22 protein-coding genes are annotated in these 18,358 nt (G+C 62.3%); 7 read left to right on the top strand and 15 right to left on the bottom strand.

Annotated elements, in window-relative coordinates; genetic code table 11:
- Nucleotides 1-32: 32 nt before the first annotated feature.
- Nucleotides 33-1,568, bottom strand: a complete 1,536-nt coding sequence (locus YH62_RS01745) for a HAMP domain-containing sensor histidine kinase (RefSeq protein WP_046792422.1) — start codon at nt 1,566-1,568, stop codon at nt 33-35.
- 121 nt (nt 1,569-1,689) lie between these two features.
- Here YH62_RS01745 and YH62_RS01740 point away from each other — a divergent pair, with 121 nt between their 5' ends.
- The 4 genes from YH62_RS01740 to YH62_RS01725 are packed head-to-tail and all read left to right on the top strand — an operon-like array spanning nt 1,690 to nt 3,750.
- Nucleotides 1,690-2,274, top strand: a complete 585-nt coding sequence (locus YH62_RS01740; RefSeq protein WP_046792421.1) for a thermonuclease family protein — start codon at nt 1,690-1,692, stop codon at nt 2,272-2,274.
- A gap of 8 nt (nt 2,275-2,282) precedes the next feature.
- Nucleotides 2,283-2,960, top strand: a complete 678-nt coding sequence (locus YH62_RS01735) for a uracil-DNA glycosylase family protein (RefSeq protein ID WP_046792992.1) — start codon at nt 2,283-2,285, stop codon at nt 2,958-2,960.
- A gap of 36 nt (nt 2,961-2,996) precedes the next feature.
- Entirely contained in the window at nt 2,997-3,485 is a 489-nt protein-coding gene (locus tag YH62_RS01730) for an Lrp/AsnC family transcriptional regulator (RefSeq protein WP_046792420.1), read from the top strand.
- A 55-nt stretch (nt 3,486-3,540) separates the two neighbouring features.
- Entirely contained in the window at nt 3,541-3,750 is a 210-nt protein-coding gene (locus YH62_RS01725) for a hypothetical protein (RefSeq protein WP_046792419.1), read from the top strand.
- 370 nt (nt 3,751-4,120) lie between these two features.
- On the opposite strand, the gene YH62_RS01720 is transcribed toward YH62_RS01725, so the two are convergent.
- From YH62_RS01720 to YH62_RS01700, 5 genes are all read right to left on the bottom strand, one after another.
- Nucleotides 4,121-4,834, bottom strand: coding sequence for a DNA alkylation repair protein (locus tag YH62_RS01720; protein WP_046792418.1), 714 nt, complete (start codon nt 4,832-4,834; stop codon nt 4,121-4,123).
- Entirely contained in the window at nt 4,831-5,703 is an 873-nt protein-coding gene (locus tag YH62_RS01715) for an NAD(P)-dependent oxidoreductase (protein ID WP_046792417.1), read from the bottom strand. The genes YH62_RS01720 and YH62_RS01715 overlap by 4 nt, the downstream gene beginning before the upstream one ends.
- A 115-nt stretch (nt 5,704-5,818) precedes the next feature.
- Complete coding sequence (locus YH62_RS01710; protein WP_046792416.1) at nt 5,819-6,229, bottom strand: CopD family protein; 411 nt, start codon at nt 6,227-6,229, stop codon at nt 5,819-5,821.
- A gap of 2 nt (nt 6,230-6,231) precedes the next feature.
- Entirely contained in the window at nt 6,232-6,792 is a 561-nt protein-coding gene (locus YH62_RS01705; protein WP_046792415.1) for a DinB family protein, read from the bottom strand.
- Nucleotides 6,793-6,819: 27 nt separating this feature from the next.
- Complete coding sequence (locus tag YH62_RS01700; protein ID WP_170986368.1) at nt 6,820-7,635, bottom strand: class I SAM-dependent methyltransferase; 816 nt, start codon at nt 7,633-7,635, stop codon at nt 6,820-6,822.
- 130 nt (nt 7,636-7,765) lie between these two features.
- Between YH62_RS01700 and YH62_RS01695 the strand changes: the two genes are divergently transcribed.
- Nucleotides 7,766-8,488 (top strand): DUF2270 domain-containing protein, encoded by a 723-nt coding sequence (locus tag YH62_RS01695; protein WP_046792413.1) that lies wholly within the window; start codon nt 7,766-7,768, stop codon nt 8,486-8,488.
- 10 nt (nt 8,489-8,498) lie between these two features.
- Here the strand turns inward: YH62_RS01695 and YH62_RS01690 are convergent, their stop codons facing one another.
- The 4 genes from YH62_RS01690 to YH62_RS01675 form a co-directional block, all read right to left on the bottom strand.
- Nucleotides 8,499-8,765, bottom strand: coding sequence for an usg protein (locus tag YH62_RS01690; protein ID WP_046792991.1), 267 nt, complete (start codon nt 8,763-8,765; stop codon nt 8,499-8,501).
- Between the two features lie 166 nt (nt 8,766-8,931).
- Complete coding sequence (locus YH62_RS01685) at nt 8,932-9,762, bottom strand: ABC transporter permease (RefSeq protein ID WP_046792412.1); 831 nt, start codon at nt 9,760-9,762, stop codon at nt 8,932-8,934.
- Nucleotides 9,759-10,541 carry an ABC transporter permease gene (locus tag YH62_RS01680; protein ID WP_046792411.1) on the bottom strand — a complete coding sequence of 261 codons (783 nt, stop codon included), beginning with the start codon at nt 10,539-10,541 and terminating at the stop codon, nt 9,759-9,761. The genes YH62_RS01685 and YH62_RS01680 overlap by 4 nt, the downstream gene beginning before the upstream one ends.
- Nucleotides 10,542-10,654: 113 nt before the next feature.
- A complete protein-coding gene (locus YH62_RS01675; protein WP_046792410.1) occupies nt 10,655-11,440 on the bottom strand; it encodes an ABC transporter substrate-binding protein in 786 nt (261 codons plus the stop codon).
- 316 nt (nt 11,441-11,756) lie between these two features.
- Between YH62_RS01675 and YH62_RS01670 the strand changes: the two genes are divergently transcribed.
- Entirely contained in the window at nt 11,757-13,985 is a 2,229-nt protein-coding gene (locus YH62_RS01670) for an OmpA family protein (protein WP_046792409.1), read from the top strand.
- A gap of 113 nt (nt 13,986-14,098) precedes the next feature.
- Here YH62_RS01670 and YH62_RS01665 read toward each other — a convergent pair whose 3' ends face one another.
- Entirely contained in the window at nt 14,099-14,587 is a 489-nt protein-coding gene (locus YH62_RS01665) for a hypothetical protein (RefSeq protein WP_046792408.1), read from the bottom strand.
- A 320-nt stretch (nt 14,588-14,907) separates the two neighbouring features.
- Here YH62_RS01665 and YH62_RS29295 point away from each other — a divergent pair, with 320 nt between their 5' ends.
- Nucleotides 14,908-15,081 (top strand): hypothetical protein, encoded by a 174-nt coding sequence (locus YH62_RS29295; protein WP_197082513.1) that lies wholly within the window; start codon nt 14,908-14,910, stop codon nt 15,079-15,081.
- Here the strand turns inward: YH62_RS29295 and mobB are convergent.
- From mobB to YH62_RS30695, 4 genes are read right to left on the bottom strand one after another with little or no spacing between them, the layout of a single operon-like run.
- On the bottom strand, nt 15,053-15,562 hold the full coding sequence (gene mobB, locus YH62_RS01660; protein ID WP_046792407.1) for a molybdopterin-guanine dinucleotide biosynthesis protein B: 510 nt from the start codon (nt 15,560-15,562) through the stop codon (nt 15,053-15,055). The two genes, YH62_RS29295 and mobB, sit on opposite strands and share 29 nt — an antisense overlap.
- Nucleotides 15,559-16,179: a molybdenum cofactor guanylyltransferase MobA gene (gene mobA, locus YH62_RS01655; RefSeq protein ID WP_046792406.1), complete on the bottom strand. Its 621-nt coding sequence runs from the start codon at nt 16,177-16,179 to the stop codon at nt 15,559-15,561. The genes mobB and mobA overlap by 4 nt, the downstream gene beginning before the upstream one ends.
- Nucleotides 16,176-17,402 carry a multidrug effflux MFS transporter gene (locus YH62_RS30700; RefSeq protein WP_046792405.1) on the bottom strand — a complete coding sequence of 409 codons (1,227 nt, stop codon included), beginning with the start codon at nt 17,400-17,402 and terminating at the stop codon, nt 16,176-16,178. The genes mobA and YH62_RS30700 overlap by 4 nt, the downstream gene beginning before the upstream one ends.
- 20 nt (nt 17,403-17,422) lie before the next feature.
- Nucleotides 17,423-18,331: a DMT family transporter gene (locus tag YH62_RS30695; protein ID WP_046792404.1), complete on the bottom strand. Its 909-nt coding sequence runs from the start codon at nt 18,329-18,331 to the stop codon at nt 17,423-17,425.
- Between the last annotated feature and the right edge of the window lie 27 nt (nt 18,332-18,358).

Raw genomic sequence — 18,358 nt, 5'->3', positions numbered from 1 at the left:
CGAAACGCGCTTTGTAGGGAAGTGAGCCGGACTTACGCGAAGCTCTTGCGGCGGCGTTCGATCGCAGGTGCGTCGCTGACGGCGGGCAGCGTCTGCAGCACGCGGGTGGGAGGCAGGATGGCGATGGCTTCGGTGCCTTCCCGGAGCTTGGAGCGCAGGACGAAATGGCCGTCATGCTTGGCGAGGATCGCCTGCACGATCGGCAGGCCGAGGCCGGTGCCCTGTTCGGCGCTCTTGATGGCGATCGACCCCTGGCCGAAAGCCGAGAGCACGACCGGGATTTCCTCCTCCGGAATGCCGGGGCCATTATCCCTGATCGAGACGTATTGTCCGCCGCCCGCGGTCCAGCCGACCTTGACGGTGATCTCGCCGCCCTGGGAGGTAAACTTCACCGCGTTCGACAGGAGATTGAGAAGGACCTGCCGCATGGCCTTTTCGTCCACCCATACCTGCGGAAGCTGCGGCTCGAACTGCGCGTGAATGGTGATGTCCTTGCCGCGCGCGCGAAGCTGGACCATGCCGATGCAGTCCTCGGCGATTTCCAGAAGCGACAGCGCCTCTTCGCTGAGATCGTAGCGCCCCGCCTCGATGCGCGAGAGATCGAGGATCTCGTTGATGAGGTTCAGGAGATGCTGGCCGGAGCGATGGATGTCGCCGGCATATTCCTTGTAGGTGGGGTTTGCGAGTGGCCCCAGGACCTCCGAGTTCATGACCTCGGAAAAGCCGAGAATGGCGTTGAGCGGCGTGCGCAGCTCATGCGACATGGAGGCCAGGAAGCGGGACTTGGCCAGATTGGCCTCCTCGGCGCGCCGGCGGGCCTCGTCGGACATCGACTTGGCGACTTCCAGCTCCGCGATGAGATTGTCCTTTTCCGACTGGTAGGACATCAGCGTCAGGCTGTTCCGGTAAAGACGATCGGCGATGTAGTGGAAGAAGACGCCCGCCGTCGCACAGATCGCGGTCATGCCGATATCGAGCGGATTGCGGGAAAATGCAGCCTGCACCATAAGCGCCGCAATCACCGGCAGGAAGCCGAAGAGGACGCCCTGGCGCAGCATGAAGCCGCCCATGGCCATGATGGAGATGGCGACGAGCAGCACCGCGCCCTTGTAGAAGTAGAAGCCGTCTCCGCCGCAGGCGCTGCAATCCCTAAGCGCGAACACCGCCCAGCCGCAGCCGATCACCACCTGCGCCAGCAGGAACCGCATCCGCCATTTGGGCGTGTCGTTTGCGCCAAGCTCCTTGCGGCTTGCCCGGCGCGCGAGCAGCACGTGGAGCGCATGGATGCAGAGAACGAGCAGGGCCCATCCGATGAGGTCCGTGCCGGGACTTATATAGATGCCGATGCCCGTGACGAGCGCCACCAGGAGCGGCATGATGAGCGCTCCCTGGAGAATGGCCCTGACATGCATTGCCAGCATGTCGCGGTCGAAGGCCTGGTTGCCGTTGGCGCTCGACTGGAGGCGTTCGCGGGTCGCGCGGACGGCTTTCGAGACGGCCTTGTTGCGGTGGCCGCGCGATCGGTCAACGATGATCTTGTCGGTCGAGGTACTGACGCCGCTACTCATTGCCACAGGAAGTTGAGTTCCGGATGGCGGGAGATTAGCGGTGAAATCTTAAGAAGATACTGCTAGGCAAGGATTTGTTTGCCATTTTTCTGAAGCTTCTGTTTCCATATGAGGCAGGATCGTGACGCGAATTTTCCGGACCCTTCGGGACGGTCTCCTGTTCATCTGCTTTGTCGTGCTGGCCCTGCTGATCGTCGCCAAGCTCGACCGGAACACCGATCCTCCGATACCCGGACCCTATCGCGCGCTTGACCGCGACACGCTTTCCGCCGGGGTGGAGCGGCTGCGGCTGGAGGGCCTCGACGCGCCGGAATTCGACCAGGTTTGCGGATCGCCCAAGGGCTCCTGGAACTGCGGCAGGGAGGCGAGACGGGCGCTCGCCGGCCTCATTTCCGCCGCTTCCGCCGAGTGTTACGGTTTTGCGCGCGATCAGTATCAACGCATTCTCGTGCGCTGCCAGGCGGGCGATACCGACATCAATGCAAGGCTGGTCCGCATGGGAATGGCGGTGGCCTCGGGCAGTGATTATATCGACGAGGAGGACGCCGCGCAGCGCGAGGAGACGGGGATCTGGGCAGGTGAATTCGACCGCCCGCGCCAATGGCGCCGGATGCGCGGCATGATGGAGGAACCGGATGACGGAGACGCTTTCGGGGATTTGTGGGCGCGATTGAGAGGTTGGCTCGGCGGAATGTTCGCAGAATGACCGATAAGATGCAGGGATTGGTGAAGGAAGCGGAAAAGCAGGTCGCGCTGCTACGTAAAGAAATCGCGGCCTGTCGCATCTGTCGCGATATGCCCCGCCGGGGCGAGGCGGATCGCCTGCCGCATGAGCCGCGCCCCGTCTCTGTTCTTTCGAAAACGGCGCGCGTGCTGATCGCGGGGCAGGCACCGGGCCTCAAGGTGCATGAGAGCGGGCTCCCCTTCAACGATGCCTCCGGCAACCGCCTGCGCGCGTGGATGGGCATAACGCGCGAGGAGTTCTACGATCCGGACCTCTTCGCCATCGTGCCGATGGGCTTCTGCTTTCCCGGTTACGACGACAAGGGCTCCGATCTGCCGCCGCGCAAGGAATGCGCGCCGCTGTGGCGGGCGCGGGCGCTGGCCGCCATGCCGCAGGTCGAGCTGGTGCTGGCGATCGGCCAGTATGCGCAGGCCTGGCATCTCGGACCGCGCCGCAAGAAGGGTATGACCGAGACGGTGCGGAACTGGCGCGAATATTTCTTCGCCAATCAGGAGCCGCGCGTGCTGCCGCTGCCGCATCCGAGCTGGCGCAACACCGGCTGGTTGAAGCGCAATCCATGGTTCGAGGAAGAGGTGCTGCCTGTACTGCAGCAGCATGTGGAAAGTCTCATTCGGGGAAACAATTTTCGGTTAACCTCCGCCAAATAGGCTATATAGAGGAAAATCATTTCGAGGGAACTTTGAATGGACCGTCTTGACCGTAAGATCCTGCGCATTCTGCAGGAAGATTCCACGCTCGCCGTCGCCGACCTTGCGAAGAAGGTCGGGCTCTCGACCACGCCTTGCTGGCGGCGCATCCAGAAGATGGAGGAGGACGGCGTGATCCGCCGCCGCGTGGCGCTGCTCGATCCCGTCAAGGTCAATACCAAGGTCACGGTCTTCGTCTCGATCCGCACCGCGAGCCACTCGATCGAATGGCTGAAGCGCTTTTCCGAAGTGGTGGTGGATTTCCCGGAAGTGGTAGAATTCTACCGCATGAGCGGCGACGTGGATTATCTGCTGCGCGTGGTGGTGCCGGATATCGCCGCCTATGACGCCTTCTACAAGCGGCTGATCGCCAGGATCGAAATCCGCGACGTTTCCTCCGTGTTCGCCATGGAGCAGATCAAGTACACGACGGAATTGCCGCTCGACTATATGCTGCTCGACAACCAGAAATCCGGCGAGGAATAGGCGGGCGTGGATTTCCTCCAGCTATCCGCTATACTGCTTCCGAGAAGAGGTGTTCATGCGAATGCTAGAGATAATTCGGTCGAAGAAGGAAGTCATAGCGGATATCGGCACCCATGAAAGCGCTGAAGCGCGGAAACAGGGCGTCTCTTCCTACTATGTCGATCCTGAGGTAGGCGATGGGCTCAAGGAAGAACGGGCCAATGGCGAGAAAGTGGCCCATTCGCACTGTTTCTTGGTTAAACCCGGCGTGCACGCCGCTGGGTAACCTTTTCAGGATAATTGATTATCGACCGGCTCATAGATTGAGTTGTTTCTAGTTCTTTTAGTATCAAAACGACCCCGCTCGCGGTTGGTGCTTGGATTTCAAGTCCGCCTGGAGTTTTGATAAACGCGCTGCGATTTAAGAGCGTTGCTGCAGACGATGCGAGAAACCTCAGAGCAATTAAGCACACGTCTTTCCTCATAGCGGGCCCCTAAAAATACACTCCGCGACTCCGATAGTCGCTGCTGAAGAGTTGGTGGGAGCTTGCCTTGCCAAGGAGGGGGTTAAATGCGGAATCTGAATTTTCCTATAGAATCACGGCTGCTGTTGACTGCAGCTTTAAATCGTCGGAGTTAAATGGGAAATTCAGGCGCTAAAGAGCGTTGCTCGCTCTATTTTTTAGCTTCAACCGCTCCAGAATCTTTTCGCTGGAAAGTTCCCTGACCGCATCCTTGCCGATCCAGCGGGCGGTCTTGTCCGTCGAGGCGGCGAGCCTTTCCGAAACTGCGAGCGCGGGGCCATGGCAGGCGCGGTTGCGCTTGCCGATATTGCGGAGCGCCCAGTTGACCGCCTTGCGCACGAAATTGCGCGGGTCTGTTGCATGAGCTTCTATCAGCGGCAGGAAGGACAGCAGGGCTTCGTCCGTTTTCTTGTGCCGGTGGACAGCCGCGGAGGCGATCACCGCAAAGGCGGTGCGGCGCACGAATTCGCGGGAATCCGCCGCGAGTTCGACTATGAGCTCCTGCCAGAACGGCGCTTTTACGAAGAGATCGGCGGCCGTATCGACGACTTCCCAGGAGCCGAAGTCTTCCGCGAGCGCTTTGGCCTCGTCCCGCGTCAGCGCCGCCGGATCGGCGGTATAGAGCGCCAGCATGCGCGCCTCGCGGATGCCGGTGCGCCAAAGATCGAGCGCGCGGCGATGATCGCGCTTGATGAGACGCGCGATCTTCTGCAATTGCGGATTGGAAATGCCGAGCGCCGTTTCGGTCGCGATGCCGAAACGCGCCATGCCGCGGACGTTCTCCTCGGAGCGCAGCGCTTCGAGATGCGCGACGATTTCCGGCGTGTCCGAGGAGGGACCGATCACTTCTTCTCCAGCCGGGCGAGCAGGGAGGACGTGTCCCAGCGATTGCCGCCGAGCGCCTGCACGTCGCCGTAGAACTGATCGACCAGCGCCGTTACCGGCAGCTTGGCGCCGTTGCGGCGAGCCTCGGCCAAGACGATGTCGAGATCCTTGCGCATCCAGTCGACGGCAAAGCCGAAGTCGTATTTGCCTTCGTTCATGGTCTTGTGGCGGTTCTCCATCTGCCAGGAGCCGGCGGCACCCTTGGAGATGACTTCCACGACCTTTTCGATATCGAGGCCGGCGCGCTTGCCGAAATGGATACCTTCGGCAAGACCCTGCACGAGGCCGGCGATGCAGATCTGGTTGATCATCTTGGTGAGCTGGCCGGCGCCCGCAGGCCCCATGAGCCCGACCATGCGGGCATAGGCGGAGATCACCGGCTTCGCCTTTTCGAAGACGGCCTCATCGCCGCCGCACATGACGGTGAGCACGCCGTTTTCAGCGCCCGCTTGTCCGCCGGAGACCGGCGCGTCGATGAACTCCACGCCTTTCGCCTTGGTGGCCTCGTAGAGTTCCCGTGCGACTTCGGCGCTGGCGGTGGTGTTGTCGATGAGGACTGCGCCGCCCTTCATGCCGGAAAGCGCGCCGTCCGGACCGGTGGTGACGGAGCGCAGGTCGTCGTCATTGCCAACGCAGGTGAAGACGAATTCGGCATCCCGCGCAGCTTCCGCGGGCGTGGCCGCGGTTTTGCCGCCGTATTTCTTCGCCCAGGCTTCGGCCTTGGCGGCGGTGCGGTTGTAGACGGTGAGCTCGTGGCCGCCTTTTTCCCTCAAATGCCCGGCCATCGGGAAACCCATTACGCCGAGGCCGATGAATGCCACATTTGCCATGCTGATCCTCCGTCGTTCGTTCGATATTCGAGGATTAGAACAAACCGGCATAATCGGAAAGCGGGGCTCGGCGAGTTAGGTCCGGTTAGGTTCCTTGTCGTGTGGAAAGAGGGCCTCAGAACGGCTTGACGACGGCCAGGAATACGATCACGACCACCGAGACGAGGACGATCGGCATGCCGGCGCGCACGAAACCGGGCGGATCGAGCTTCGGGTCGGCCTCCATGCGCCGCAGCCAGCCGCCCTGCATGCCGTGCAGAGCCGAGAGCATGATGACGATCAGGAACTTCAGGCCGAACCAGCCGGAGGTGTAGAAACCATAGGTGAAGGCGAGGATGAGGCCGAAGACCCAGGCGCCGCCGAGAGCCGCCGTGGTCACCGTGCGGTCGTAGCGGCGCAGCGCCGGGATGACGCCGGAGCGGATCGCCGGCGGCACCATGCCGATGACGAAGGCATTGACCAGCATGCCGCCGATCAGCAGGAAATTCGAAATGAGATGCAGGGACTTGATGAGGAAATAAGTCATCGTCAGCTCCAGATGAGGGCTTCGGTGAAACCGAGTTCGGCGAAATCCTGTCGGCGCAAGGCCTGCTCGGCGGGATCGGCGGGAAAGAATTCGTCGAGCTGCGGCGGCTTGACGGACGTGCCGGAAAGCATGGAATGGACCTGGCCGCGGTGGTGGATCTGATGCTGGAAGAGATGCAGCAGCACCCGATCCGCCGTCTCGACCTGAACATGGGTCTCGCGCGGAATGAGGACTTCCTGTTTCAGGCTCTCGGAATCGAGCTGGCGACAGTGGTCGATGAGGCGCCGGTCGGCGGCGCGCTGCTCCCGCTCGAGATCGGCAAGAAGGTGAAACGGGATTTCCGGCTCGAAGGCGGCCGAGCCGATGCAATCGCCTTCCAGTGCGCTGATATAGAGCCAGTCGACCGTCAGGATGTGGTTGAGCGTATGGATGATCGAGGGAAAGAAGCTCACGCGCGGAGCTTCGAGCTCGGCCGGCGACAGCTTGGCGCAGGCCTTGAGAAGCCGATGATTGGCCCAGGCATTGTTATAGGCCTGGGCCCGGAAATAGTGCTGGGCAGTCATCCCGAATCCTCCGTCAGGGAGGAAGATTTAGCCCTTCAATCGCGCGATGACCAGATGGCCGGGGCTTGGGTTGCCGTCCTGCATTCGGACATTGATCTCGGAGATTTCGAGGATTTCGAACCCCGTATCGGTAAGCCGGGAGCGGATATAGGCTTCCGAATGAAGAAAGCGCTGGTGAGGCCCGACGACATAGGAGCGCTCGCCGGACGTTTCCTTGGGCAGCGTTTCGGAGGAAAAGACGAAGATGCCGCCCGGCACCATGTTTTCCGCCGCGCCGAAGAAGAGCGGCTCCAGCGCGCCGAGATAGGGCAGCACGTCCGTCGCGGTGACGAGGTCGAAGGGCTCGTCGTCGTTGTCCTCCAGGAAATCCTCGACTTCCGCCACGTAGAGCGTTTCGTAGAGATCCTTCTCGTGGGCGATCTCGACCATGTTTTCGGAAATGTCGATGCCGGTGATGTCGTCCGCCATGTCACGCAGCGTGCCGCCGGTGAGCCCGGTGCCGCAACCGAGATCGAGCATGCGCTTGAAGGGGCCGAGCTTCAGTTCCTGCAGGCGCTGGCGCACCATGACCGGAACCGCATAGCCGAGCTGATCGACGAGTATGTCCTCGAAGCTTTCCGCATGCTGGTCGAAGAGGGTCTCGACATAGGCATCCGGCGCCTTGGGCGGGGTCTCGCCGCGGCCGAGGGCGGCGATGCGGACTGCCGCGCCGCCATGATCCTCCGGATCGATCGCCAGCACGTCCTCATAGGCCTTCACGGCGGCGTCGATGTCGCCGGCCTTTTCGAGCGCCAGCGCCCGGTTATAGGCCTCGGCCAGTGCTTCTTCGTCGATCTTGCTCATGGGCATGTCTCCAGTGTTCGCCGGGCTTTAAGCCGATGGCCTGCATTTGTCCATGACGGAACACGGCGCGCCGCCAATCGTTGAGGAAGTATCCGGGCAGGGGGCGTCGCATGCGATCCGGAGAACGGCCATGGCGGGCGATCAAAAGCCCAGTGTTCTTGAGCAGAATGTCGAAAGGCGCGCGCCTTCGCTACCCATCACCTCGGCCGAAAAGGCCAATATGATCATCCATTACTATCGCGGGGAGATGGGCCGGATGACGAGCTGGCGCGACCGCATCGACCGCACCTCCAACTGGGCGATCACCATGGTCGCGGCGCTGCTTTCGGTCTCGCTCTCGACGCCGACATCGCATCACGGGGTGATACTGTTCGGCATGCTGCTGATCTCCGTGCTGCTGCTGATCGAGGCGCGGCGCTACCGCTTCTTCGACGTCTACCGGGCGCGGGTGCGCAAGCTGGAGCGCCATTATTTCGCCCAGGCCCTCAATCCGCAGGCGGACCTGAAACCGGACTGGGCGGCCTCGATCGCTTCAAGCCTCAGAGACCCGCACTTCCTGATAAGCTATCAGGAGGCGCTCTTCCGCCGCATAAGGCGCAATTACTGCTGGATGTATTTCATCCTGCTGATGGCCTGGGCGCTGAAAATCTCGACGCCCAAGCTGTTGCCCGACGAGACGAGGGCGGACGTGGTCTTCTCATGGGCGGAGGCGGTCAACAACGCGACGCTCGGGCCCGTGCCCGGCTGGGGCGTGATGACCTTCGTGGCCGTCTTCTACGCCGCCATACTGATCGCCTCGCTGCATCGCGGGCGGGGTGAGGGCGAGCTAGCCCACGGCGAGGTACACGTATAGCGCCACATCCTCAGTGGAGGATGAACTCGCCTTTCAATGCGCGCCATTCGCCTGCTGCGATGAGCCGGCGGTGGACATAGCGCACCGAATGGAGCGGTCCGTCCAGCGTCTCCTGCCAGAATTTCAGGAATTCCTTCATCTCGGGGAAATCCGGGGCGAGATCGTAATCCTGCCAGACATAGGTCTGCAGCAGGATCGGATGATCCGGCAGGTGGTAGAAGATCTGGGCGGTGGTGAGGCCGTAGCCTTTCAGCATCATTTCCATTTCAGACTTCATGGCCAGTTCCCATTTATCGTCCTGGAGAACGGCGTTTCCTCGCGCCGCCTCCATAGGGAAGCATGCCACGGTTAACCCAGGCTTTACAATTGGCCGAAGTGAAGGTATTTCAATAAAAATTTCAAAGGCTTGGCAGCATTCATAATCGAGTGCTACCAAGCCTTTTCTAGCGCTTCAGATGGCGCGTCAGCCGGTTTTCGAGCGCAGCCCAGATGTGCCGCAGCGTCTCCACGATGGCGAGATAGAAGATCGCCGCCCAGAGATAGGCCTGGTAGTCGAAGGTGCGGGAAAAGGCGTAGCGCGTCTCGCCCATCAGGTCGTACACCGTGACGATGGCAACCACCGCCGAGCCCTTGATCATCAGGATGATCTCGTTGCCGTAAGGGCGGAGCGCCACGATGAGCGCCTGCGGCAGGATGATCTTGCGGAAGGCGACCCATTTCTGCAGACCGAGTGCCGCCGCTCCCTCATGCTGGCCATGTGGCACGCTTTCGATCGCGCCGCGCAGGATTTCCGCCTGATAGGCGGCCGTGTTGAGGGTGAGGGAAAAGAGGCCGCAATACCAGGCCTCGCGAAAGAACCACCAGAGGCCGACCGCTTCGAGCTGGGGCCGGAAACTGCCGAGCCCGTAATAGACGAGGAAGAGCTGTGCCAGCAGCGGCGTGCTGCGAAAGACATAGACATAGCCGTAGGCGATGGCATTGGCGACGCGGTTCTTCGACATTCGCGCAAACGCGATCGGCAGGGACAGAACGGCGCCGAGAATTATGGCGAGCCCCACCAGCGAGATCGTGGTCCAGAGACCGGAAAGGTAGCGCGGGCCGTAACGCAGGAATTTCTGCTGGTCCCAGCCGTCGATGACCATTCCGACGAGTGCGATGGCGAGCAGCACCCAGAGCGCCAGGATCGCCATGCCGACAATTCTGGCCGCGGTCAGCGGGCGCCGTTCGACCTTCGGCGCCGGGCGGGGCGCGATGAGTTCCTTCGCATAAGTCATCTGCGAGCCCCCGACTTGCGCGTCCAGCGTTCGACGAAGCCGAGGCCGACCGAGGAGATGAGCGCCAGCGCGAGGTAGAGCAGGCAGGCGAGCGTGTAGAAGAAGAAGGCCTCCTTGCTGACGCGCGCGGCAATGCCGGTCTGGCGCAGGATATCGGCCAGGCCGATAATGGAGACGTAGGATGTATCCTTGAGCAGGATCATCCAGAGGTTTCCAAGTCCGGGAAGGGCGATGCGGATCAGCTGCGGCAGGATGACGAGAACCATGGTGCGCGAGCGGCGCAGGCCCAGCGCATCGCCGGCCTCGTACTGGCCCCTCGGGATCGCGCGGAAGGCCGAAAGCAGCACCTCCGACGAATAGGAGGAGAAGACGACGGCGAGCGCTGCCATGCCGGCGAAAAAGGCGTTGATCTCGATCCGCTGCTCGATGCCGAAGGAGGCGAGCACCGACTGGATGAGGATCTGCAGCCCGTAATAGACGATGAAGAGGGTGAGCAGTTCCGGCAGGCCGCGGAAGATCGTCGTATAGATGCCTGCGGCAAGCCTCAGCAGCTTCTCCTCCGATTGCGCCGCAAGCGCGATCAGGAAGCCGATGACGAGCCCGACCGGCAGCGTCGCGAGAGCGAGCGTGATGGTGACCTTGACGCCGAAGGCGATCTCGTCACCCCAGCCGGTATCGCCGCAGGCGACGAGGGTATCGGAACCGAGCAGCGAAAAGATGCCGACAGGGCCACAGAGCGGATCGAGCGCTGTTGTGAGGGCGGAAAAGAATCCGCTCATAAGCTGATTTTCCCCTGCGGCTTTATGACTGCCGCTTTAGATTCGGTCTCATTAAAAGGGAAATCGGCGGAAGGGCAAGCCTTCCGCCGACCGATAACCTGACAGATACGTGATCAGTCGTCGTTGCCGTAAACGTCGAAGTCGAAGTATTTGTCGTTGATTTCCTTATACTTGCCGTTAGCGCGGATGCCCGCGATCGCCGTGCTGAGGCGGTCGGCAAGCGCGGTTTCGCCCTTGCGCACGGCAATGCCTGCGCCTTCGCCGTTGATCTCGACGTCAACCGGCAGGGTGCCGAGGATCTTGCAGCACGCGCCGGCATCGGACTTCACCCATTCCGACAGTACGACCACATCGTCGATGACGGCATCGATGCGGCCGTTCTGGAGGTCGAGCTTGTATTCGTCAGCCGTCGGATAAAGCTTCAGGTCGGAATCCGGCATGTGCTTTTCGGCGTAGTTGGAATGGGTCGTGGAGCCCTGCGCGCCCATCGACTTGCCGGCAAGCGCCTCTGGGGTTGCAGCGGTGATCTCGGAATCCTTCGGCACGGCGATTGCCGGCGGGGTGTTGTAGTACTTCTTGGAGAAGTCGACCTGTTCCTTGCGCTCCGGCGTGATCGACATGGAAGCGACGATGGCGTCGAACTTCTTCGACTGGAGCGCCGGAATGATGCCGTCCCAGTCATTGGTCACGAATTCGCAGGTGACCTTCATTTCCTCACAGAGCGCCTTGGCGATGTCGATGTCGAAGCCGGTCAGCGTGCCGTCGGCTTCGAGATTGTTGAAGGGAGGATAGGCGCCTTCGGTGCCGATGACGAGCTTTTCCTGTGCCATAGCCGAGCCGGCGAACAGCGAGAGCGCGGCAATCGAGGCGGCTGCAAAGAAACGTGTGGAGATACGCATGATGATCCTCTCTGTTGGCGGACCGCGCGGCCATTGATCTTTTTTGCCGCGTCGGAAAGCAGGTCCACGAATGGTCCCGCCGAGACTTTTAGATACCGCTGCGGCCGAAATTGCAACGGCATTTTACGTTCACGTCCGCCATTCCCATGGGCTCGAGATGAATGGCGCGTTCAGGAGAGGTTCAGCCCGGCGCTCCCAGTGTTTCACGGAACATTTTCCGGTTCCACGCAGTTGAGCCGCCACCAAGTCCGCCGGTCAGAAGATCAAGAAGAGCGCGGGCGAAAGAAGGGACGACACCCGAGAAGAGGAAATGTCGATGTCGAAAAAATTCAGACTTTTCAGCAGCGTTGCGATGCCTTTTGTCTCGCTGCCGCTGATGATCCAGCCTGCCGGCGCAATGCCGTCCGTGCCCGATGCACAGGTCCGCGAGGCGCCCGCCGTCATCGAGGTGCAGCAGCGCATTCTGCCGCCGGGCGCCGAAGAGGGAGAGGAGGGCGAGGGCCGGCGGAAGCGGCGGGAAGAGCCGCAGCAGGAAAGCCCTCAGGAGGAACCCCAGCGGCAGGAGCGCCCGCAGGAAGAGCGGCCGGAGCCGGCTCCGGAGCCGCAGCGGGAAGCGCCGCCCGAGGTAGAACAGAGAGCGCCCGAGCCGGAGGCCCGGCCCGAACGCCAGGAGGCGCCGCAGGCCGAGCCGCGCGAAGAACAGCCGCGCCGCGAGGAGGCTCCGCAGGCGGAACCGGAGCGTCAGCAGGCGCCGGAATCCAGGCGTGAACGCGAACGGCAGCGGGAAGCCGCGCCCGAACGGGAGCGTCCCGCGGAAGGTGAGGCCGCACCTGAACAGCGGCAGCGCGAAGAAGCCCCTGCCGAGCAACGGGAGCCCGAGCGTCAGCAGGCCCCTGGACAGGCCCCCGAAACCGAACGCGCACCCGAGGGCGAACGGCAGCCGGAAAGCCGCGAAGCCCCGGCTGAGCAGCCTCAGGCCCCGGCTGAAGGAGAGCGACAGGATCGCCAGCCCGAAGCAAGGCCGGAAACAAGGCCTGAAACCGGGCAGGATGGCCAGCGGGCCCCGAGCCCGTCCGATGAACAGACGCCGACCCAGCCGTCCGAGCAGGCTCCCGAACAGCAAACTGCTCCGGAGGGTGGGCAGGCTCCTTCCGTCGAGCCCGGAACAGCGCCGGCCGAACCGGGCGGCGCACCGGCCGAAGGCGGCCAGCCGCAGGATGGTGCCGTAGCCCCGGCCGTTCCCGGCGCCGAGGGCCAGCAGCAAGCCCAGCCTCAGCCGCCGACCACGCCCGAAGAGGTGGAACGCGCCCGCCAGATCGCCGAGGACCCTGCATCCGCGCCTGCGGATCAGCCGGTCGTGCTGCCGGTCGAAAACGGCGCGGCGGTGCTCGACAGCGCCAAGGAAGGCGCCCCGCAAGGTGCGCGTGAACGGCCTCGCCGTGGCGATGGCCAACCTGGCGGACAGGCCGGGGGGCAGCCCGCTGCTCCCGATCAGCAGCAGCCTGTTCAGGAGGCCGCGCCCGTCGAGCCGCCGAAATCCGATGAGGAGGCCCAGGCTTTCCGCGGCGGAGATCGTCCGCAGATCGAAATCCGCGCCGTGACCGAAGAACAGGGCGAGCGGCTCGACCGCCGTCCGGAGTTCGAGCGGCAGCGCGGCTGGGAATATCGCGATGTGCAGGACCGTGATCGCGGCACGGATCGTGATCGGGACGACGGCCGCGTCATCATCTCGATCGACAACCGCACCTTCGTGCGCCACGACGACAGCCGGCGCTTCTATCGAGAAGGCTACGAGCCGGAATACGAGCGCCTGCGCGGCGGCCGTGTCCGCGAGGTGATCGATCGCGATGGCGGCGTGCAGATCGTCACCATCCGCAACCGCTATGGCGAGATCGTCCAGCGCTCGCGGATCGTCGATGGCGAGGAATACGTGCTCTATTATGCACCGGAGATGATGGAGGATCGTCCCGACTATGTCTGGCGCGATCCGGGCCTCGATCTGCCGCCGATGCGGCTGACCGTGCCGCTCGACGATTACATCATCGACACGTCAAGCGAGCCGGACCGGGATTACTACGAGTTCCTGGAACAGCCGCCGGTCGAGCGCGTGGAGCGCGTCTACTCGCTCGACGAGGTCCGCTATTCTGCCCGCATTCGCGACAAGGTGCGCCGTATCGATCTCGATACGATCACCTTCGCCACGGGCAGCGCGGAAATCCCGATGAACCAGGCAAGCTCGCTGCGGCAGGTCGCCGAAGCGATGAACCGGGTGCTAGAGGGCAATCCGGGCGAGACCTTCCTCATCGAAGGCCACACGGATGCGGTCGGCTCGGACGAGAGCAATCTGGTTCTCTCCGACCGGCGCGCGGAATCGGTCGCCACGGTGCTGACGGAAGCTTTCGGCATTCCGCCGGAAAACCTCGCGACGCAGGGCTATGGCGAGCGCTACCTGAAGATCCGCACCGAAGGGCCGGAACAGGAAAACCGCCGCGTCACCATCCGCCGTATCACCCCGCTGGTGAAGCCGGTCGCCTCGAACCGGTAAGGTGGGATCGTATCCTCAACAACGAAAGCCGCCGGGCAATGCCCGGCGGCTTTTTTCTGGTGCGGGGCTTATTTCAGCTTGCCAGAACGAGCCCGCCATAGCGAGGTTCCTTGTCAGGCTTTCTTTCCCAAGAGCTTATTGCTAAATGTGCCCGTGATATCGAAATTAGTTGCTTGACCCGGCTCGGCTTCGTCCGTTGCCACGAAGCTAAAAACGCCTTTTACCTCGTCCGCAACATGGTTATATTCAAATTGAAGAGTGCCACTCTGCGTATCGTAGTAACTTCCCACCGCAGACCCATCGTCATACGTGCTGAGCAGCCCGTATGTGATTGATACGTCTTTCGAAGGCACCTCATAGTTGCCAAGCTCGAGGTCTTCGTTAATCACTATTTGAATGAAGGCATTTTTTTGTTGTTCGCGCCCTGTAAGGGGAACGGGCCATTTTCCAATGGCAAATCGCCCTTTGTTCTCGGCGTCGGATATGTGGAACCCAATCAGAGTAGTGGCGTTGAACGCCTCGCCGTTTACCATCGCATTGAGTTCGCCGGACGCTTCGCCCTGGCCGCTTTCCCATCGCACGATTACATCTTTATTTATCATGATAGAGCTCCTCGCAGCTAGCTTTGATTATCGGCACATAAGGGGCTTCTCCCCCGACCGTATTGTCTTGCCGTGATAGTTCATTCTCTCCCCTGAATTGCCGATGGTTTATGATGCTCTCTGTATGCAGTTGCCCTCGTTGATATGGCCATAGTGGGGTGCAAAATTGCGTGGCTGCCAATGCACAGGGCCAAATCGGCAACCGGGAAAACATATAGCATTCGCCAATGCTCGTGATAAGTGTAAAATTACAGATCACAACCAAAAGTGGCTATTGCTGCAGCGCGCAGTCCTTATTTTATAAATAAATCAATGAATTGATGCAGGGCAGCCTCGTCCCGCCGATGACCCGGGATTTCGCCATAGGCATGGCGTGGCTGGTGCTGATTGCAACCTTCGTCGCCTATGCCGTTTACTATACGAGCCTGCGCCTGTTCCCGGTGGCGCGGGTGAAGTCCCTCAACTTCAGGGCAGGCCGGTCACCTTCGCGATGAAATCGGCGATTACGGCGGTATCGTTGAGATCGAAGACGGGAAGATCGGTGTCCTCGACCGGATGATCGGCGGCGATGGCGACGATATGCGGATCGGTGGGGGCGAGCGGATCGCGGCGGGCCGATTCCAGCCGCCGTGCCTCTATCTTCGGCACCGGTTCGCGCTTGTAGCCCTCGATGAGCACGAGATCGCATGGCGCGAGGCGGGCAAGGATCTCATGGAAAGTCGGTTCGGGTGCGCCGCGCAGCTCGTGCATGATGGCGTAACGCGTGCCGGAAACGATCGCCACCTCATGAGCGCCGGCCTGACGATGCCGGTAGGAATCGGCACCCACCTTGTCGATGTCGAAATCATGATGGGCGTGCTTAATGGTCGAGATCGCATAGCCGCGGCGGGTGAATTCCTCCACCAGCCGTACGGCGAGCCCGGTCTTTCCGGAATTCTTCCAGCCGGCGATGCCGAAGATACGAGGGGCGGTCATGCCAGTGCCTCCAGGAAGGCCCGCGCTTCGGCAAGCTCTTCCGGCGTGTTGATGTTGAAGAACGGGTCGAGCGGCCCGCGGCTCGTTTCGACGGGGTCGAAATCGACAGTCACCACCCGGTGACGGGAGAGATAGGCCTTGATGCGCCGGTTTTCCGGGTTGGAAAGCCATGCCTGCAGATCATCGGCCAGTGCCACCGGCCAGAACCCGAAGACCGGATGCACCTGGCCGCCGGAACTTGCGACCACGATGGTTTGCTGATGATCGACGCCCGCCTCGAGCCGGGCGGACAGGTTCTCCGGAAAGAAGGGACTGTCCGATGGGACGACCAGAAGATGGGAGGCTTTCGACCTGCGGGCTTCGAGATCGCGCAGGCCGGAGAGAATTCCGGCAAGCGGCCCCATCTGTCCGGGGATGATGTCCGGCACCAGTTGGAGCCCCTTTGGGTCGGAGAGGAGTGCCGGGGCGTTGAGCGCTATTTCCGAGACTTGAGGCTTCAGCCGGCGGAGGATGCGCTCGAGCATCGTCTCGCCGCCGAGTTCGAGGAATGCCTTGTCGCGGCCCATGCGGGACGACTTCCCGCCCGCGAGGATGAGAGCCGGCGGTCGCTTGCTCATCGGGCCTCCGAAGTGGAAAAGCCTTCCTTGAGATCGATCTGGCGCACGAATTCACTCGAAAGGATGGCAAGCAGGGCGGAAATGCCCATCAGCACGAGAAGCGGGATTGCGCCTGCTTCTTCGCTGAGGATCGCGCCCGCGACGATCGCCAGCAGGGCTCCGCCGCCGACGGTGATCGCGCCGCCGAGGCCGGGGGCGGCGCCCGCCATGTGCGGACGCACGCTTACCATGCCCGCATTCGCGCTCGGCAGCGTCAGCCCGTTGCCGACGCCCACCAGGAAGAACGGGCCGAAGAAGGCGAGCGGCGATCCGGGGAAGGACAGCGTGAGCAGGAGCGTGAGCGCAATGCCGATGATGCCGAGGACATTGCCGCCGAGCATCATGCGGGTGATGCCGATACGCCGCGCATAGCGGCCCGAGAGAAAATTGCCGGCCATGAAGCCCGCGGCGAAAAGGAAGAAGTTCAGGCCAAGCATGGCCGGCGTCATGTTGAGGACCACGCTGCCGACGAAGGGCGCGCCGCCCAGGAACGCGTAGAAGATGCCGGAGGAGAAGGTGGAGGTCGCCACATAGCCCCAGAAACGGCGCGACCGAAGGAGGTCGGGCCATGCGCCGAACTGCTCGGCGAAGCTGCCGGCGCGGGCGCGGTTGGTCTCACCGAGATCGGCGAAGACGAGCGCAAGGACCGCAAGACCGAGGATGAAGAGCACGGCAAAGCTTGCCTGCCAGCCGAAGAGATCGTTGAGCACGCCACCGATCGTGGGCCCCACCATCGGCACCAGCGACATTCCCATGGTGACGTAGCCGATCATCGAGGCGGCTTCCTCCATCGGCACCATGTCGCGGACGACGGCGCGCGCCAGGACGAAGGCGGAGACGATGGTGGTCTGCAGCAGGCGGCCGACCATGAAAACGGTTACGTTCGGGGCGAATGCACAGACAAGCGTGCCGATCAGAAGGATGACGATGCCGGCGATCAGCACCGGGCGTCGCCCGAAGAGATCGGAAAGCGGGCCGATCGCCAGTTGCAGGACGGCGGTGCCCGCGAGATATCCGGAGACCGCGAACTGCATGATCGCGTAGTCGGTCGAGAAGTGCTCCGCCATGGCGGGAAGCGACGGCAGGAAGATGTTCATGCAGAGGGCGGCGAGCCCGCAGACGAGGACGAGCGTTGCGATATGCGGCGGTGTCGTTCTGTCGAGAAAGCGGCTCTGCTGCTGCACGTATTGCTCCTCTTGGACCGTCAGGCCGACGGGCTGACTGGACTGGCCTCTGCGGCGGTGACGGTACGGCGTTTCGCCTCCCGATAGAAGGTGTAAAGGCCGGAGCCTATGACGGTCGCGGCCCCGAGCAGCATGAAGAGGTCCGGAGCTTCGCCGAAGAACAGGATACCGATGATGAGCGCCCAGACGAGGCTCGTATAGCGGAAGGGCGCGACGAAGGAGATTTCGCCGCCGCGCATGGACATGATGACCGATTGGTAGCCGACGAACACGGCGACCGAAGCGATCAACAGAGAAGTGAAGGTACCGGCGCTCAACGGCTGCCAACCGCCCATCGGCCAGATCAGCAGCGTGCCGATGATCGTGTTGGCGAGCGTGGTAAAGAGCGTCACGGAAAGGGTGGGTATATCCGCACTCATGCGGCGTGTGGTGAGATCGCGGGCGGCGGTGAAGAAGACAGCGCCCACGGCGTAGAGCGAACCGGGCGAAAAACCTTCCGGTCCCGGCTTCAGGATCAGAAGGACACCCAGGAAGCCGACCGCGATCGCGGTCCAGCGCCGCCAGCCGACCGGCTCTCCGAAGAAGAGCGCAGCACCCAGCGTGACGGCGAGCGGCAGGGACTGCAGGATCGAGGAGGCATTGGCGAATTCGATGCTGGCGAGCGCGGAGAGAAAGGTCAGTGTGGCGCCGATCTCGAATGTGCCGCGCAGAAGAACCAGCGGATGCAGCATGACCCGCCATGACCCGAGCGTGCTGACGGTGCGCGCGGCGGCATAGACGAGCATCATCGTCATGATGCCGCGCACCGCCATGATCTGGGCAATGCTGAGCTCGGCCGTGACGGATTTCACGAGGGCATCGTTGCAGGTGAACGCTGCCATGGCGATGGACATGAACAGCGCGCCGCGCGCATTTTCCGAGAGGGCCATTTCCGATTCCCTTACAACCGCTGCGTT

Origin of the sequence: Rhizobium sp. LC145, from assembly GCF_001005825.1 — a bacterium.
In the GTDB taxonomy this organism is placed as follows: Bacteria; Pseudomonadota; Alphaproteobacteria; order Rhizobiales; family Rhizobiaceae; genus Neorhizobium.
The sequence above is the reverse complement of the archived record's forward strand: the minus strand, read 5'-3'. Positions and strand labels throughout refer to the sequence as shown.